20 protein-coding genes are annotated in these 16,050 nt (G+C 71.0%); 10 read left to right on the plus strand and 10 right to left on the minus strand.

Annotated elements, in window-relative coordinates; genetic code table 11:
- The first annotated feature begins 32 nt into the window (after positions 1-32).
- Entirely contained in the window at positions 33-731 is a 699-nt protein-coding gene (locus ID554_RS28870; protein WP_117227636.1) for a hypothetical protein, read from the plus strand.
- An 83-nt stretch (positions 732-814) separates the two neighbouring features.
- On the opposite strand, the gene ID554_RS28875 is transcribed toward ID554_RS28870, so the two are convergent.
- From ID554_RS28875 to ID554_RS28885, 3 genes are read right to left on the minus strand one after another with little or no spacing between them, the layout of a single operon-like run.
- Positions 815-1,288, minus strand: coding sequence for an OsmC family protein (locus ID554_RS28875; RefSeq protein ID WP_117227637.1), 474 nt, complete (start codon positions 1,286-1,288; stop codon positions 815-817).
- A 51-nt stretch (positions 1,289-1,339) separates the two neighbouring features.
- Positions 1,340-2,338 (minus strand): cytochrome d ubiquinol oxidase subunit II, encoded by a 999-nt coding sequence (gene cydB / locus ID554_RS28880; protein ID WP_117227638.1) that lies wholly within the window; start codon positions 2,336-2,338, stop codon positions 1,340-1,342.
- A gap of 14 nt (positions 2,339-2,352) precedes the next feature.
- The gene (locus ID554_RS28885; RefSeq protein WP_117227639.1) at positions 2,353-3,765 is read right to left on the minus strand and encodes a cytochrome ubiquinol oxidase subunit I; all 1,413 of its coding nucleotides are present in this window, start codon (positions 3,763-3,765) and stop codon (positions 2,353-2,355) included.
- Positions 3,766-3,929: 164 nt separating this feature from the next.
- Here ID554_RS28885 and ID554_RS28890 point away from each other — a divergent pair, with 164 nt between their 5' ends.
- The 4 genes from ID554_RS28890 (at position 3,930) to ID554_RS28905 (ending at position 7,835) form a co-directional block, all read left to right on the plus strand.
- A complete protein-coding gene (locus ID554_RS28890) occupies positions 3,930-4,709 on the plus strand; it encodes a lysophospholipid acyltransferase family protein (RefSeq protein WP_117227640.1) in 780 nt (259 codons plus the stop codon).
- A gap of 134 nt (positions 4,710-4,843) precedes the next feature.
- Positions 4,844-5,611, plus strand: coding sequence for a glycerophosphodiester phosphodiesterase (locus ID554_RS28895; RefSeq protein WP_117227641.1), 768 nt, complete (start codon positions 4,844-4,846; stop codon positions 5,609-5,611).
- Between the two features lie 24 nt (positions 5,612-5,635).
- Positions 5,636-7,030 carry an MFS transporter gene (locus ID554_RS28900; protein ID WP_117227642.1) on the plus strand — a complete coding sequence of 465 codons (1,395 nt, stop codon included), beginning with the start codon at positions 5,636-5,638 and terminating at the stop codon, positions 7,028-7,030.
- Positions 7,031-7,139: 109 nt separating this feature from the next.
- Positions 7,140-7,835 carry a thymidine kinase gene (locus tag ID554_RS28905; RefSeq protein WP_117227643.1) on the plus strand — a complete coding sequence of 232 codons (696 nt, stop codon included), beginning with the start codon at positions 7,140-7,142 and terminating at the stop codon, positions 7,833-7,835.
- Positions 7,836-7,875: 40 nt separating this feature from the next.
- On the opposite strand, the gene ID554_RS28910 is transcribed toward ID554_RS28905, so the two are convergent.
- The 3 genes from ID554_RS28910 to ID554_RS28920 all read right to left on the minus strand — a co-directional run bounded on the left by ID554_RS28910 (position 7,876) and on the right by ID554_RS28920 (position 9,946).
- The gene (locus ID554_RS28910; RefSeq protein ID WP_117227644.1) at positions 7,876-8,283 is read right to left on the minus strand and encodes an Rv0361 family membrane protein; all 408 of its coding nucleotides are present in this window, start codon (positions 8,281-8,283) and stop codon (positions 7,876-7,878) included.
- 106 nt (positions 8,284-8,389) lie between these two features.
- Positions 8,390-9,388 (minus strand): tyrosine-type recombinase/integrase, encoded by a 999-nt coding sequence (locus ID554_RS28915; RefSeq protein WP_117227645.1) that lies wholly within the window; start codon positions 9,386-9,388, stop codon positions 8,390-8,392.
- 132 nt (positions 9,389-9,520) lie between these two features.
- Complete coding sequence (locus ID554_RS28920) at positions 9,521-9,946, minus strand: Hsp20/alpha crystallin family protein (protein ID WP_117227646.1); 426 nt, start codon at positions 9,944-9,946, stop codon at positions 9,521-9,523.
- Positions 9,947-10,153: 207 nt separating this feature from the next.
- On the opposite strand from ID554_RS28920, the gene ID554_RS28925 reads away from it, so the two are divergent.
- The 4 genes from ID554_RS28925 to ID554_RS28940 all read left to right on the plus strand — a co-directional run bounded on the left by ID554_RS28925 (position 10,154) and on the right by ID554_RS28940 (position 13,038).
- Positions 10,154-10,924 (plus strand): FkbM family methyltransferase, encoded by a 771-nt coding sequence (locus ID554_RS28925; protein ID WP_117227647.1) that lies wholly within the window; start codon positions 10,154-10,156, stop codon positions 10,922-10,924.
- An 84-nt stretch (positions 10,925-11,008) separates the two neighbouring features.
- On the plus strand, positions 11,009-11,470 hold the full coding sequence (locus ID554_RS28930; protein ID WP_117227648.1) for an HNH endonuclease: 462 nt from the start codon (positions 11,009-11,011) through the stop codon (positions 11,468-11,470).
- Positions 11,471-12,107: 637 nt separating this feature from the next.
- Positions 12,108-12,338: a hypothetical protein gene (locus ID554_RS28935; protein WP_147333439.1), complete on the plus strand. Its 231-nt coding sequence runs from the start codon at positions 12,108-12,110 to the stop codon at positions 12,336-12,338.
- A gap of 100 nt (positions 12,339-12,438) precedes the next feature.
- Positions 12,439-13,038 carry a tyrosine-type recombinase/integrase gene (locus ID554_RS28940; RefSeq protein WP_223884322.1) on the plus strand — a complete coding sequence of 200 codons (600 nt, stop codon included), beginning with the start codon at positions 12,439-12,441 and terminating at the stop codon, positions 13,036-13,038.
- A gap of 96 nt (positions 13,039-13,134) precedes the next feature.
- Here ID554_RS28940 and ID554_RS28945 read toward each other — a convergent pair whose 3' ends face one another.
- The 4 genes from ID554_RS28945 to ID554_RS28960 form a co-directional block, all read right to left on the minus strand.
- Entirely contained in the window at positions 13,135-13,605 is a 471-nt protein-coding gene (locus ID554_RS28945) for a hypothetical protein (protein WP_147333440.1), read from the minus strand.
- Between the two features lie 131 nt (positions 13,606-13,736).
- Positions 13,737-13,895: a hypothetical protein gene (locus ID554_RS28950; protein ID WP_158573715.1), complete on the minus strand. Its 159-nt coding sequence runs from the start codon at positions 13,893-13,895 to the stop codon at positions 13,737-13,739.
- Positions 13,896-14,058: 163 nt separating this feature from the next.
- Complete coding sequence (locus tag ID554_RS28955; RefSeq protein ID WP_317985203.1) at positions 14,059-14,541, minus strand: NUDIX hydrolase; 483 nt, start codon at positions 14,539-14,541, stop codon at positions 14,059-14,061.
- A gap of 141 nt (positions 14,542-14,682) precedes the next feature.
- Entirely contained in the window at positions 14,683-15,273 is a 591-nt protein-coding gene (locus ID554_RS28960; RefSeq protein WP_223884323.1) for a sugar O-acetyltransferase, read from the minus strand.
- A gap of 123 nt (positions 15,274-15,396) precedes the next feature.
- Here ID554_RS28960 and ID554_RS28965 point away from each other — a divergent pair, with 123 nt between their 5' ends.
- The gene (locus ID554_RS28965; RefSeq protein WP_117227653.1) at positions 15,397-16,047 is read left to right on the plus strand and encodes a LysE family translocator; all 651 of its coding nucleotides are present in this window, start codon (positions 15,397-15,399) and stop codon (positions 16,045-16,047) included.
- Positions 16,048-16,050: the final 3 nt, after the last annotated feature.

The raw sequence follows: 16,050 nt of genomic DNA on the forward strand, positions 1-16,050 counted from the left end.
CTGAACACGTGTACGACGGATGAGGGAGCGCGATGGGAGCCGCTGGCCAGGGTTTGTCCGATGACGAGGTGCGCGGCATCCGAGAGGCGTTGGCCGCGGGACGCAAGCCGAAGGTGGTGTTCACGGCCTCGGCCGGTCAGATCGCCGGGCAGGTCGGCCAGGTGGTCGAGCTGACCGATCCGGCGGTGTCCGAGGAGTACGTGGTGGTGCGCTTCGGACGCGACGAGTTGCCCTTCTCCCCCGCCGACGTGGCGGTGGCCCCCCGGGGCGCCGGCCGTCGACCGGCCGAGGCGAAGGTGGAGCCGGCCCCGGTCGAGCCGCCGGTGGCGGAGCCGGAGTTCGTGCTGGACCGGGTGCCGGAGCCCCGGCGGGAGGAGTCGAGCCCACGGGAGGAGCCGAAGGTGGAGACGGTGGAGGCCAAGCCGGCGCGGCGGCCGGTGAAGGCGGCGAAGCCGAAGGGACCGGCCGGGCTGACGGTCACCCTGGCGTACGCCGAGGGCGAGTGGACGGTGGCGGCGCAGCAGGGCGGCAAGGTGCTGGCCAAGCCGTACGTGCTCAAGCCGGCCGAGGCGCTGCGGATGGTGGCGCTGGTCGACGTGCCCGGTGTGCACGAGGCGGTGGAGCAGATCCTGACGTCGGAGCGGTCCGAGGCCGAGCGGCAGGCCGAGAAGCTGCGGGCCGAGCTGGCCGAGATCGAGGCCCGGCTGGCGGAGCTGCGCGAGGCAGGCTGAGTCTCCGGCGCAGGTGAGCGCGGGGTCCGGGGCGAACGTGCCCCCGGGCCCCGCGCGTGTCTTTCCGGCAGGAGTCGACGAGGTCAGGCGGTGACCGTGGTGGGCTCGTGCCGTACCGGGAAGTTGACGGAGTTGGCGATGAAACAGACCCGGTGCGCGTCGTCGTGCAGCGCGGTCGCGGTGTCGGCGGCGGCGGGGTCGGCGAGGGTGACCCGGGGGCGCAGGACGACCTCGGTGAAGTGGCCGCTGCCGGTGGCGTTGTCGGTGGTCATGCTGCCGGTGGCGGCGTCGACGTAGCCGGTGACGACGATGCCGTTGTCCGCGCAGAGATGCAGGTAGGCCAGCAAGTGACACTGGGACAGCGCGGCCAGCAGGAGCTGTTCGGGGTTCCACCGGGTGCGGTCGCCGCGGAAGGTGGGGTCGGAGCTGCCGGCGATCGGGGGCGGGCCGTCGGCGGTGACGTCGTGGTCACGACGGTAGGCGCGGTAGCCGCTGGTGCCGGTGCCGAGGTTGCCGGTCCAGGTGACGGTCGTGCGGTAGGTGTGCTGGTGAGGCATGGACTCATGGTGCCGGATCGGCCCGGGACGCGGGGTCCCGGGCCGATCCGGTCAGTGCTGCGGGATGTGCTTGACGCCGATGCGCTTGCGGAACACCCAGTACGTCCAGCCCTGGTAGGCCAGCACGATCGGGGTGAAGAACACCGCGACCCAGGTCATGATCCGCAGCGTGTAGGGGGTGGAGGCGGCGTTGGCGGCGGTCAGCGTGCCGGCCGGGTCCAGCGTGGAGGGCAGCACGGTGGGGAACAGCGCGGCGAACAGGGTCGCCACGGCCAGGCCGATGGCCAGCGCGGTGCCGGTGAAGGCCCAGCCCTCGCGCCGGACCTGAGCGGCGGCGAGGCCGCCGAGCAGGGCCAGGGCGGCACCGGTGGCGAGCACCACGGCGGCGGTGCTGGAGCGGATGGTCAGGGTCCAGGTGAGGAACGCGACCGCGAGCACGGCGGCGATCACGCCGAGGCGGACGGCGAGGGCGGCGGCGCGGCTCCGGATGTCGCCGACGGTCTTGAGGGCGATGAACACCGTGCCGTGCGTTCCGAACAGCGCCGCGGTGGTCGCGCCGCCGAGCAGGGCGTACGGGTGCAGCAGGTCGACCAGGCCGCCGACGAACTCGTGGTCGGCGTCCAGGGGTACGCCGCGCAGGATGTTGGCGAAGGCCACGCCCCACAGGATCGCCGGGATGAGCGAGCCGAAGAAGATGGCGTTGTCCCAGCGGCGCTTCCAGGACGCCTCGGGGCGCTTGTGGCGGTACTCGAAGGCGACGCCCCGGGCGATCAGGGCCAGCAGGATGAGCAGCAGCGGTAGGTAGAAGCCGGAGAAGAGGGTGGCGTACCACTCGGGGAAGGCGGCGAACATCGCGCCGCCGGCGGTGATCAGCCAGACCTCGTTGCCGTCCCAGACCGGGCCGATCGTGTTGATCATCACGCGGCGTTCGCGGTCGTCGCGGCCGAGCACGGGCAGCAGCATGCCGACGCCGAAGTCGAAGCCCTCCAGGATGAAGTAGCCGGTGAACAGCACGGCGACGAGGAGAAACCAGATGGTGGCCAGTTCCACGGTGGGGCTCCGGGTCAGTAGGCGAACGCGAGCGGGCGGTCGGTGTCGTCGGTGTCGTCGGGCTCGGAGGCGGGCGTGACGTCCGGTACGCCGGCCTTCGCGTACCGGATCAGCAGTTTCACCTCGACCACCGCGAGGACGGCGTAGATGATCGTGAAGGCGGCGAAGCTGGTGAGCACCTCGCCCAGGGAGACGCTGCGGGAGACGCCGTCGCGGGTGAGCATCTCGCCGAAGACGATCCAGGGCTGGCGGCCCATCTCGGTGAAGATCCAGCCGAAGGAGTTGGCCAGCAGCGGCAGGACCGGCATGACCAGGCCGGCGCGCAGCAGCCACGTGCCGCGCGGGGTCCGGCCCTTGCGTTGTGACCAGAGCACGAGCAGCGCGATGGCGGCGGCCGCGAGCCCGAAGCCGATCATGAAGCGGAAGCTCCAGTAGGTGACCGGGATGATCGGGGTGTAGCTGCCGGGGCCGTACTGGGCGGTGTAGAGGGCCTGGAGGTCGTTGACGCCGTGCACGGTGCCGTTGGGGTCGCCGGTGCCCAGGTACGACAGCAGGTACGGGATCTTGATGGCGAACAGTTCCCGGCTGCCGTCGAGGCTGCCGATGGTGAGTACGGAGAACGAGGCGGGACTCTCGGTGTCGTAGAAGCCCTCGGCGGCGGCCATCTTCATCGGCTGCGCCTGGGTCATGATCTTGCCCTGGATGTCGCCGGTGATCACGACGACGGCGGCCGAGACCAGGGTGACCCAGGAGCCGAAGCGGGCCGCGAACCGGTACGCCGGGGTGTCGGCGTTGTCGGGGCGCCGGATCAGGTGCCACAGGGCGACCGACACCAGCAGCGACCCGGCGACCAGGAATGCGCCGGCGATGGTGTGCGGGAAGGTGATCAGGGCGACCTTGTTGGTGAGCACGGCGACGAAGTCGGTCAGCTCGGCGCGGCCGGTCTCCGGGTTGACCCAGTAGCCGACCGGGTTCTGCATGAACGAGTTGGCGGCGAGGATGAAGTACGCCGACAGGTTGCTGCCGATCGCGGCGGCCCAGATGCACGCCAGGTGCAGGCGTCTGGGCAGCCGGTCCCAGCCGAAGATCCACAGGCCGATGAAGGTGGATTCGAGGAAGAAGGCGACCAGCGCCTCGATCGCCAGGGGGGCGCCGAAGATGTCGCCGACGAAACGTGAATAGTCGCTCCAGTTCATGCCGAACTGGAACTCCTGCACGATGCCGGTGACCACGCCCATCGCGAAGTTGATCAGGAACAGCTTGCCGAAGAACTTGGTGAGCTTGAGGTACTTCTCGTCCCCGGTGCGGCGCCAGAGGGTCTGCAGGATGGCGACCAGGACGGACAGTCCGATGGTCAGCGGCACGAAGAGAAAGTGGTAGACGGTGGTGACACCGAACTGCCAGCGGGCGACGTCCAACGCGTCCACCTGCGACCCCCAGGCTGCTGATACTACAAGACGTAGTAAATACTACAGCCTGTCGTACAGCGTCGGGCGGCCCGAACCGCTCCGGGACCAATGACCCTGCTCACCTCTGCCGTCCGGCCCCCGGTCCGGCACCGGCGGCCTGCGCCGTGCGACCATCACCGGCTGTGGACCACGCCCACTCCCCCTGGCAACCGCCGCTGATCTGGCGCATCGCCCAACTGCTCGCCCGCGTCGTGGTCGGCGCGCTGGCCCGGCTGGAGGTCACCGGCGACATCCCCGCGCACCTGCGCGGCGGGCCGCTGATCCTGGCCGCCAACCACATCAGCCCGTTCGACCCGATCGTGCTCGCCGCCGCCTGCCGCGACCAGCGGGTCGCACCCCGGATCATGGCCACCGGCGGGCTGTTCCGCGCACCGGTGATCGGTGCCGCCATGCGCCGCGCCGGGCACATCCGCGTCGACCGGGGCGCCATCGGCGTACACCGGGCCCTGGACGACGCCGCCACCGCGGTCGCCGCGGGCGCGCCGATCCTGGTCTACCCCGAGGGCCGCATCGGCCTCGACCCGTGCCTGTGGCCCGAACGCGGCAAGACCGGCGCCGCCCGACTCGCTCTGACCTGCGGTGCACCCGTCGTGCCGGTGGCACAGTGGGGCTCGCACGAGGTGCTGCCGTACCGGGCGCCCAAGGGTCTGCTGGGCGGCGTCGGCCGCGCGCTGGCACGCCGCCCCACCGTCCGGGTGCACTTCGGTGACCCGGTCGACCTGACCGATCTGCGTCCGGGGACGCCCGGCGCCGCCCGCCAGGCCACCGACCGGATCATCGACGCCCTCACCGACACCCTCGTGCCGCTGCGCCCGGACGAACCCGACCGGCCCCGCCACGTCGACCCGAGCCGACCGGTGGACACCAGCCGTTCCCACCGACGCCGCCCCGCCACCGGCTGACCCGCTGCACCGCACGGCGACCGTCACACAGTGGATGGGCGCGATCACTTTCCGGTATCCGCCACCGGCGTAGGGCACACACCGGGCACCGGCCGGTCGTCCGCCGGGCACCGGCGCCGGGCATACTGCGCTGCGTGCCACCTGGTCACCCGTACCTCGACGCCCCGACGCCGCTGGCCTTCGCGCACCGTGGCGGCGCCGCCGACGGCGACGAGAACACCACGGCGGCCTTCGCCCGCGCGGCCGAGCTGGGTTACCGGTACGTGGAGACCGACGTGCACGGCACCGCCGACGGGGTCGCCGTGGTGTTCCACGACCACACTCTCGAACGGCTGACCGGGCAGCGGGGGCGGCTGTCCGCGCTGAGCTGGGCCGACCTGGCCACGGTACGCGTCGGCGGGGCCGCCGCCGTGCCGCGCCTGGACGAGGTGCTCGACGCGTGGCCGCAGGTGCGCTTCAACATCGACGTGAAGTCCGACCCCGCCGTGGCACCCACCGTGACCACCGTGGCGCGGGCCGGTGCCGGTGATCGGGTGCTGCTGGCCTCGTTCAGCGACAGCCGGCTGACCCGGTTGCGTGCCCTCACCCACGGCCGGGTCGCCACCAGCCTCGGCGTCCGCGGGGTGGCCCGGCTGCGCTGGGCCTCGCTGACCGGCCGGCCGGTGCGCCTGCCGCCGTCGGTGGCGGCCGCGCAGGTGCCGGTGCGGTTCGGCCGGATCCCGGTGGTGGACCGCCGCCTGCTGCGGACGGCACACCGCCTCGGGTTGCAGGTGCACGTCTGGACGATCGACGAACCTGCCGAGATGCACGAGTTACTTGATCTCGGTGTGGATGGCATCATGACCGACCACGTCGGCGTGCTGCGCGACGTCTATCGCAGCCGCGGCCACTGGGCCGCCTGAACACCCCCGGGCAAAGGACCCCACATGGCCGAGACGGCGACCCCTGCCGCGAACGACACCCCACAGCCCGCCAGCACCCGCCGCGAGCGCACCGGCTGGTACTTCTACGACTGGGCCAACTCGGCCTTCCAGACCACCGTCATCACGGTGTTCCTCGGGCCGTTCCTGACCAGCGTGGCCAAGATGGCGGCCGGCTGCCAACTCGGCGCCGACGAATGCAGGGGGTACGTCTACCCGCTGGGCATCAAGGTGGCCGCCGGTTCGTACTACCCGTACCTGATCTCGCTGTCGGTGCTGCTGACGGTCTTCGTGCTGCCGGTGATCGGCGCGATCGCCGACCGGTCGCTGCACAAGAAGCGGCTGCTGGCCGGCACCGCGTTCATCGGTGCCGGCGCGACCATCGGGATGATCTTCGTCACCGGTGACCGGTACCTGCTCGGCGGCGCGCTGTTCATGATCGCCAACATCAGCTTCGGTGCGGCGATCGTGGTCTACAACTCGTTCCTGCCGCAGTTGGGCGGGCCGGACGAACGCGACGGCATCTCCAGTCGCGGCTGGGCGCTGGGTTACCTCGGAGGCGGCCTGCTGCTGGCGTTGAACCTGGTCGCGGTGCAGTCGTTCGACAACGGCACCCCGGAACGCACACTCGACCTGGCCCGCTGGTCCATCGTCTCGGCGGGCGTGTGGTGGGCGGTGTTCACCCTGGTGCCGCTGCGCTGGCTGCGCGAGCGCCCCACCGCCGCCGCGGTCGCCGCCGGGGCGGGCGGCAACGTGCTCACCGACGGGTTCCGGCAACTCGGCCGCACCCTGCGGGAGATCAAGGCGTACCCGCTGACGTTGTTCTTCCTGCTGGCGTTCCTGGTCTACAACGACGGCATCCAGACCGTCATCACTCTGGCGAGCCAGTACGGCACCGAGGAGCTGCGGCTGGACCAGAGCACCCTGATCGTGACGATCCTGCTGGTGCAGTTCCTGGCGTTCGGCGGCGCGCTCGGCCTCGGTTGGCTGGCCGGGCGGATCGGGGCGTGGAAGACCATCCTGCTGAGCCTGGTGCTGTGGACCGCGGTGATCCTCGGCGCGTTCCGGCTGCCGGCCGAGGCGCCGCTGCCGTTCATGCTGCTCGGCGCGGCCATCGGCCTGGTCCTCGGTGGCAGCCAGGCGCTGAGCCGGTCGCTGTTCAGCCAGCTCATCCCGGCTGGCAAGGAGGGCGAGTACTACGGCTTCTACGAGATCAGCGACAAGGGCACCAGCTGGCTGGGGCCGCTCGCGTTCGGTCTGGTGTTCCAACTCACCAACTCCTACCGGGTGGGCCTGGTCTCCCTGCTGATCTTCTTTGTGGTCGGTTTCCTGCTGCTGCTGGCGGTGCCGATCCGGCGGGCGATCGTGGCCGCCGGCAACACGCCGCCACGGGTGCTGTGACCCACACCGGCGGACCATCGGTGGACCGGTCGGCGCCGTCGATCGACTAGGCTGCCGGTCCGTGACGAGCGCCCCAGACCCCGTACCCACCTGCCTGGCCCGCCCCCGGATGGCCGGCCCGGGCGACACGTCGGCCGGGTGCGTGGCCGCCCGTGGCGTCGATGGGCGGCCCGCGCACGCCGCCGCGCTGCGGTTCTACTGGGGTCCGATGGACTGCGGCAAGTCCACGATGGCGTTGCAGATGAACTACAACCACTCCCGGCAGGGCCGCCGGGGGCTGGTCACCACCCGCATCGACCGCTCGCTGGGCCCGCAGGTCACCACCCGGATCGGTCTGGCACACGAGGCGATCGAGGTGACCGACGCGCTGGACCTGCGCACCCTCGTCCGTGACGCCTGGGCTGACGGGGTACGCGTGGACTACCTGATCTGCGACGAGGCCAGCTTCTACTCCGTCGAGCACGTGGAGCAGATGGCTGACCTGGTCGACAGTTACGACGTCGACGTGTACGCCTTCGGGCTGGCCACCGACTTCCGGTCCTGCCTGTTCCCGGCCGCCCAGCGGCTGTTCGAACTGGCCGACTCGGTGGCCCGGATCCAGGTCGAGGTGCTCTGCTGGTGCGGCCGGGAGGGCCTGCTCAACGCCCGGGTCGCGGGCGGGCGGATCGTCCGCGAGGGCGAGCAGGTCGTGATCGGCGACACCGTCGACGATGCCGACGTGCGCTACCAGGTGTTGTGCCGTCGCCACCACCGCAGCGGTGACCTCGGTCCCCGCGCCACCGCCTGCGCCGGTTCCGCTGCGTGACGGTCGGCTGGCCGAGCCGGTCGGGACGGTCGGGGCCTGATCAGTACGGGTCGCCGCAGACCCGCCACCCGTCCTCCCGCACCACCGACAGCTCACGCTGCTCGGTGGCGCCGCTGTCGCGGGTCAGCCGGACGGTGACCGTGCCATGGGGCTTGCCCCGGTCGGTGGCCACCGACACGTCGACGATCGCGTAGTCGCGCACGATCGGCGGGGTACGGACCCAACTGGTGAAGCCCAGCTCGCTCCACCGGCTGCGCGCGTCGGCGCAGAGCCGCTCGTACGCGCTGCCGGTGTCGCCCGTGGTCACCTCCCGCAGGAACCCCTCGGCGGTCTCCCGCACCGGGCCGGCGGCCTGGGTCACGACCTGCACGTTCCAGGCGCCGAGACCGGCGACGCCGATGCAGCACAGGGCCACGCCGGCGCCGGCGAAGACGAGCCCGACCCGCATCGGGTGGCGTCGCCGGGCCGGCCTGCTCCACGGCTGCGCCTCGCCCACACCGTCCGACCGTAGAGAATCGGGCGCGTCGGCGGGCGGAAAGCCGTCCGGTGCCGGGTCAGTTGCGGCGGCGGGCCCGGGCGGCCCAGATGGCGTACGCGGGATCGCGGTCGAGGTTGTGCCGGTCGCGGTCGTAGCGGCGGGTGGTACGCGGGTCGGCGTGGCCCATCGCGTCCTGCACGTCCTCCAGCGGTACGCCCTCGGCGCGGGCGGTGGTGGCGAAGGCGTGCCGCAGCGAGTGCGGGGACAGTCGCGCCCAGGCCGGTATGCCCGCGTCACGGGCGAGCCGCCGGATCAGCCGGAACACCGAGTGCCGGTCCAGTCGGGCGCCGCTGGCGGTGACCAGCAGTGCCCCGGTGAGCTGGTGTGTCGCCACGCCCTGCTCGGCGGCACGCTGGGTCAGGTAGGCGTCCACCGCGTACGCGGTCGAGGGGGTGAGGGCGCGGCGGCGGGACTTGCCGCCCTTGCCGGTGAAGCGCACGCTGCGGTGTCCCCGTTCGGCGCCGAGGTCGGCGACGTCCAGCGAGACCAGTTCCCCGACCCGCAGACCCAGGTCGGCCAGGAGGGTGACGGCGGCGCGGTTGCGGGCGGCGGTCGGCCCGGTGTCGGCCTCGGCGGCGGCGAGCAGCGCGTCCACCTCGTCGGGGCTCAGGCCCACGGTGGCCGAGTGGTCGCGGTCGATGCGGGGCCGGTCGGCGTCGGAGACCGGGTTGGCGTGCACCGCCTGGAGCTTGACCAGGAAGTCGTACCAGCTCGACAGGGCGGACAGCTTGCGGGCCACGGTGGCCGGGGTCAGCGGCCGTCCGGTACGGGCGGCCAGGGTGTTCTCCAGTGTCCGCGCGTACTCGTTGACGTGCAGGAAGTTCGCCCGCAGCGGATCCAGGTGGCGGGTGTCGCACCAGCCCAGCCACCCGGCGACGTCCCGTCGGTACGCGTCGCGGGTGTGTTCACTCAACCGCCGGTTACGCAGCCACGCGTCGGTGACGGCCATCGGCCCCCCGGGCAGGGCGGGATGGGCCGGCGGGCGGTACAACGCCGGAGTGTCGGACGAACGCATGTGAGAAATGTTCTCAGTCGTGTTTCAGGTTGACGAACAGGCGCGCCGACGCGTCATGATCGCACACCGCCGGACCGTACGGCCGCAGCACGCGGCCGGGCGGAAGCACCTCCCGCCCGGCCGTCGCATGTGTCAGGCGTTGATCTGCCGCCGGCCGGCGTCGGTTGCGCTGACGGTGACCTTACGGGGCTTGGCCCGCTCCGCCACCGGGATCCGCAGCGTCAACACGCCGTTCTCGTACCCAGCCTCCAGCTTGTCCGTGTCGAGCGTGTCGCCGAGGAAGAGCTGCCGGCTGAACACGCCCATCGGACGCTCGGCGGCGACGAGTTCGACGGTGTCACCGGCGGGCCGGCGACGTTCGGCCCGGACGGTCAGGACGTTGCGCTGGACGGTGCAGTCGATGCTGTCCGGGTCCACACCCGGCAGGTCGAAGGCGGCGTAGAAGTGGTCGCCGTCGCGGTAGGCGTCCATGTGCATGACCGCCGGGCGGCTGGTGGTGCCGAAGAACTGCTCGGCGAGCCGGTCGATCTCACGGAACGGGTCGGTGCGCATCAGCATCTCGTGCCTCCTCGGTTCCTCTGCGCCGAAGGTTTCGGTTAAGTTGAGCCTTGGCGACTCAACTCTGTCTTCATATTTAGCGCTCCGGCCGCGTGTTGTCAACTCGGTGCCCCGCACGCCGCCTGTCCTGCGCGCCCGAGTCACACCGGGCGACCGGCGTCGCCGAGCCGAGCCACCTCGGCAGGATGGGCGGGTTAGGGTGCTGCGATGGGCACACACTCCGCCGCGGTCGAGGCGCTCAAGGCCGACCCGACGACCGCTGCGCTGCGCCGGTCGCTGGAGGTGTACTACGGCGACCCCGGGCGGGACGCGGCGATGGACGCCTTCTACGCCCGCTTCGTCCGCCCCGGTGACCTGGTCTTCGACATCGGCTCCCACGTGGGTGACCACATCGGCAGCTTCCGCCGCCTCGGCGCCCGCGTGGTCGCGGTCGAGCCTCAACCACTGTGCCTGCGGGCACTGCGCACCATCTACGCCGACGACGACCAGGTCGCCCTGATCGAGGCGGCCTGCGGGGCGCAACCCGGCCGGATCGGTTTCCTGGTCAACTCCGCCAACCCGACAGTCTCCACCGCCTCCACCGACTTCGTCAGCGCGGCGGCCGGTGCCGGCGGCTGGGAGGGGCAGGTCTGGGACGGCCAGATCGAGGTCCCGGTCACCACCGTCGACGCCCTCATCGCCGACCACGGCACGCCGGCCTTCGCCAAGATCGACGTGGAGGGTTTCGAGGACGCCGTCCTGGCCGGACTGAGCGCCACGCTCCCCGCGCTGTCGTTCGAGTTCACCACGATCGAACGCGCGGTGGCGCTGCGCTGCCTGGACCGGTTGACCGCACTCGGCTTCGGCGGCTTCGACGTGGCGCTCGGCGACCACAAGGCGCTGACCCTCGGCCGCTGGGCCACCGCCGAGGAGATGGCGGCGTACCTGCTCGCGCTGCCGCACGAGGCCAACTCCGGCGACGTCTACTGCGTGCCGTAACCCCTCGACCGCCAACATTCACGACAGACCTGGCGCGCCGGCCGCCCGACCGGCGATGTCCTAGTCGCGCCGTAACCTGACGTCGTGCTGTCTCAGATCAACGGCCTGGCCCGACACTTCACCGAGGACACGCTGCGGGCATACCTGCTGAGCCGCTCGACACGAACTGACAACGGGTGCCTCGTCGCACGCGGCTACGGCCGCCAGCGGGGCGTGTACCAGAAGCTGGCGGGCCGGGCCTGGGCGCACATCGCGGCGTACGTGGTCTTCGTCGGCGATTACGACCCCACTCTCGAGGTCCACCACGACTGTGGAGTGCCGGACTGCATCGAGCCAACGCATCTGCGCCAACTCAGCCACGCGGACAACTGCCGCGAACGCCGCCAACCCCCGGTGTGCCGCAACGGGCACGAGCGGGAGACCGAGCCGTCGACGGGCCGCTACCGGCGGATCTGCCGGGCCTGCAACCGCGAGGCGCAGAAGCGCTGGCGCGAGCGCCAGGCCGCTGAGGTCGCCGCAGCCCGCGCGACGTACGGGCCAGCCTGACGCCCCCGGAAGCTCTGACCAGGCGGCGAAGTCCGTCATTTACACCAGAGCAAGCCCTTACGCACATTAACAGTCATTATGATGCGCTAGCAATATGCCCGATTTGTAAGCATTATTTATTGGATTGGCATTGCCGGTAATTCAATAAATAATGCCCAGCTCGTCCGAGGTCGGATGAGACGGCCCGGACGAGTCGTGGAGCCGGATCGACAACGTGATCTTCTACGGCACCCGTCGTCTGGACGCGCGTCCTGGAATCAGGTCGTGTGGCGGATGATCGAGCCTGCGATCCGTTCGGTGAGCCCCGGCGAGAAGAACGGATGGTGACCCATCCCAGGCACGATGTCCAGCTGGGCCGCCGGGATCTGCGCCGCGAGGGCTTCACCGTGGGCCTGGGGAAACACGGGGTTGAGGAAGATTCACGCCGAAATTGGCGCTGGCGGTGATGGCCCTTGAGGACCAACGCTCGGAGAAGTCCCGTTAGGCAAGATCGTGGATGGCCGAGCTCGTCTATCGCAGAAAGCTAGTGACTTTCTGCGATAGAGTGCCGGACCGGGAGCGGTGACCTGGATTCAACCGCAACCGGTGCGGTGCCGACTGGCCGTGCTTTTCTGCGATAGGGCGGGAGGTGGTTCGGGTGGGCACGGTGCGTCGGCTGCGCCCGGTGGCGGGGCCGTCGGTGGTCGAGGCGATCGACGGCTTCCTGGCGACCCTCGATCATCCGGAGACCGCCGGCACCCGTCGGGTCTACGCCTCGACGCTGCGGCAGGTGCGCGAGCACCTGGGCCCGGCCACCCCCCCTCGCAACACTCGACACCCCGGCCGCCGCAACGGAGCTGGTCGCCTGGTTCACGGGCCGGTGGGGTGAGCGCGCGCCGGCCACGTACAACCGCAACCTGGACACCCTGCGCTCGACGATCGGTTACTGGCGGGAACAGGACTGGCTCGCCGGTGATCCGAGCCGGGCGTTGCGCCGGCGCGGCCGGGCGCCGGATCGGACCCGGGCGCTGGGCCGGGCGGAGATCAGCGCGCTGCTGGGCCGAGAGGACCTGCCGCTGCGGGAGCGGACGCTGTGGCGGCTGCTGTACGAGAGCGCTGCCCGCGCCGGCGAGGTCCTCGCGCTCGACGTGGAGGACCTGGACCTGCGCAACCGGTGCGCGAAGGTGCGCCGCAAGGGCAACGCCGTCGACGTGATCGTGTGGCAGACCGGGACCGCCCGGCTCCTGCCCCGCCTGCTCAAGGGGCGGTCCCGCGGTCCGGTGTTCCTCACCGACCGCCGCGCCCGGGTGCCCCTGGCCCCGGCTGACGTCTACGAGCCGACCGGGCAGGCCCGGCTGTCCTACCGCCGGGCCGCCGAACGCTTCACCGAGACCACCGGCGGCGCGACGCTGCACCAGCTGCGGCACTCCGCGCTGACCCACGCCGCCGAGGACGGGGCGAACACCTCCACCCTGCTGTCGTTCTCCGGGCACACCTCGGTGGCGTCCCTGGCCCGCTACGCCCGGGTGTCACCGGAGGCGCTGCGCCGCTGGCAGCAGCACCGCGACCCGACCACCCGCCGCCGGTAGGCGTCAGCACGGCCGGGCCTGCGGCCGGCCGAGCAGCGATTCCCAAGCCAGCTGCTCGTCGGGCTTGGCCATCAGCGCCTCGATGCGTCGTCGGCTTCAGGGGTTTGCGAGCCAGCGAAGCACGTCGTCGGTGAGGTTCACGTCGTATGGAAGACCGCGCAGGTCTTCGGCAGAGGCATTCAGGCCGCGAGCCCGAGCCAGGTCGGCCAGCTTCGCCCACGGGTGTGCCTCGGGGTTCTCGTCGTCGTCAGGAAGAACGGCGTTCAACGTCGCGCGGACGATGTTGTCCCGGGCCACGTGGTCCGGAACAGCATCGTCGCGTGTGCTACCGGATGTCCGACTGATCGTGAAGCCACGAGCATCATGCAAGATCACGCGGCGGCCGTCATCGAGCGCGGCATATTCGCTGACCGAGAAGCTCTGGGCGTCCGGATCGTCAAGGCGTTCCGGTCGGATGTCGCAGATCGCACCCAGCCCTACGACTCGTCCTGGGTTGACCAAGCGAAGATCGGTGTGATCGTCAGCGGCGTCTGGGTGCGCATGCCAACCGCTCTTCACGTCGCTCACTTCCTCGGTGGTCCCGCACTGGGCGCCGCTGCCGGGGCAGCACGCCGACCCTGGTCGTCCTCGGCCGCACCCACGCCGAGATCACCGCCGCGCTGCTGGCGGCGCTCGCGACCAGCCGCCTGGCCGCCGACTCACATCCGCACGCCGACTTCGCCGCCGGCGTCGACACCGCCGTCCGCGCCGTCGCCGACCTGGCGCCGCTGATCGGGGCGGCCGGGTTCCAACGGGCCCACCCGATCGCCAAGGCCCGCGCCGACCTGACCGGGCTGCTGTACGCCGACGGCATCCACGACAGCCTCTACCGCTCCGGCGGCGTCACCCTCCTGAGCGAACCGGTCACCGAGGTGGCGCCCATCCGACCTGGCACCGCAGCCGCCGACCGCTTCGACAAGGCAGCCTGAACAGCAAGACGGCGCGCACCCTCCTGACGAAGGTGCGCGCCGCCGACGCATGTCAGTGCGTGTGAAAGCCGTTCTCCAGGTCGAACACCGTGCCCTCGGCCTTGGCGCACAGCGCGGCGATCACCCGGCGGGCCAGCAGCTCCGACATCCGGTCCCGGATCTGCTCCTGGTCGCACCAGGCCCAGCTGCGCAGCTCGTCCGGCGGCAGATGGATGTCAGCTGTGCCCAGCTCGTCGAGGGAGCCACCGTCGTAGACGAACATGACACCCTCGGTGCGTCCCGGCCGCTGCGGCACCCAGTCGGTCACCAGCAGCCGGCCGGGGACGATCGACTTGCCCAACTCCTCCTTGACCTCACGGACCGCCGCCTGCCGGGGTGACTCGTCGGCGTCGACGCACCCACCGACGATCTCCCAGTAGTCCTTGTAGGCGGGCTCAACCAGCAGAGCCCGCCTGGCAGCGTCGGTGAACAGAACCGCGGCGCCCATGCGTTTTCGGGGAAGCGTCGCCGTGTAGTCGCCGGATGGTGTGCTCACCACCGCAGGCTACCCGCGCCGGCGACCTCACCACGCACCTTCGGCACTCCTACGCGGTGACGGCGCTGACCGCCGAAGCCGAGAAGGCCGTGAGCTGACCCCACGCCGACCGACGGCGGACACACGTCGGTGCGGCGGGCGTCACGGCTGGTAGCCCGTCTTGTCGGCGTCGGTGATCTCGCGCAGCACCCGGGCCGGTGATCCGACGGCGATGACACCGGACGGGATCGAGCGGGTGACCACACTGCCCGAACCGATGATCGTGTTGGCGCCGATGGTCACGCCCTGGTTGATGGTGACGCCGCCACCGATCCAGACGTGGTCGCCGATCGTGACCGGCTTGGCGTAGCACGCCCCGGCCGCCCGTTCACCAGCGTCGACGGCGTGATTGGCGGTGTAGATGCCGACCCGTGGGCCGAACAGGACGTGATCGCCGATGGTGATCCCGCCGCCGTCCAGCATCACGCAGTCGAAGTTCGCGTAGAAGTGGTCGCCGACGCTGATGTTGAAGCCGAACTCGCAGCGGAACGTCGGTTCGAACTGAGCCCCGCTCCCGACCGCGCGCAGCAGACGACGCAGGATCGCCTCGCGCTGCTGCGGTGACTGCCCGAAACTGTCGTTGTACTCGGTCGTCAGCAGCACGGCCCGCTGCCGGGCCTGCACCAGCTCGTCGGTGAGATCGTTGTACATCCGGCCGGAGAGGATGTGCTCCCGTTGTTCCTCAAGTGTCACCGCATGATTCTCCCGGTTGGCGGTGTCGTGCGGAATGCAGGGCTAGCCGGTCCGGCGGGACAACGGAGATCCACCCGGACGCCTAGGCTTCGGTGCGAGGTGGAACGGGGGGGGGGGCACGAGATGGTCAGTGGTGCGGGAGTCGTCGGGATCGCGCTGGTCGCGCTGGGGTTGGTGCTGACGCCGGGGCCGAACATGGTCTATCTGGTGTCGCGGTCGATCACCCAGGGCCGCCGGGCGGGGCTGATCTCGCTGCTCGGGGTCGCCGCGGGCTTCGCGGTCTACCTGGGGGCGGCGGTGGCCGGCATCGCCACGGTGTTCGTCCTCGTGCCGGCGCTCTACACGGTGGTGAAGCTGGCCGGAGCGGCGTACCTGCTGTGGCTGGCGTGGCAGGCGATCCGGCCCGGCGGGCACTCGCCGTTCAACCCGGCGCCGCTGCCGCCGGACCCGGCCCGGCGGCTGTTCACCATGGGGCTGGTCACCAACCTGCTCAACCCGAAGATCGCCATCCTGTACGTCTCGCTGCTGCCGCAGTTCATCGACCCGGCCCGGGGCAACGTGGCCGGGCAGAGCCTGCTGCTCGGGCTGACCCAGATCGCCCTGGCGTTGACGGTCAACGCGCTGATCGTGCTGACCGCCGGCGGGATCGCCGGCTTCCTCGGCCGGCGTCCCCTGTGGCTGCGGGTGCAGCGGATGCTGATGGGCACGGTGTTGGCGGCGCTGGCCGTGCAGATCGCCGCCGACCGTTCGCGTGCCGCCGTGGCCACCCCCTGAGAT

This window comes from Micromonospora craniellae (assembly GCF_014764405.1).
GTDB classification, from domain to species: Bacteria; Actinomycetota; Actinomycetes; order Mycobacteriales; family Micromonosporaceae; genus Micromonospora; species Micromonospora craniellae.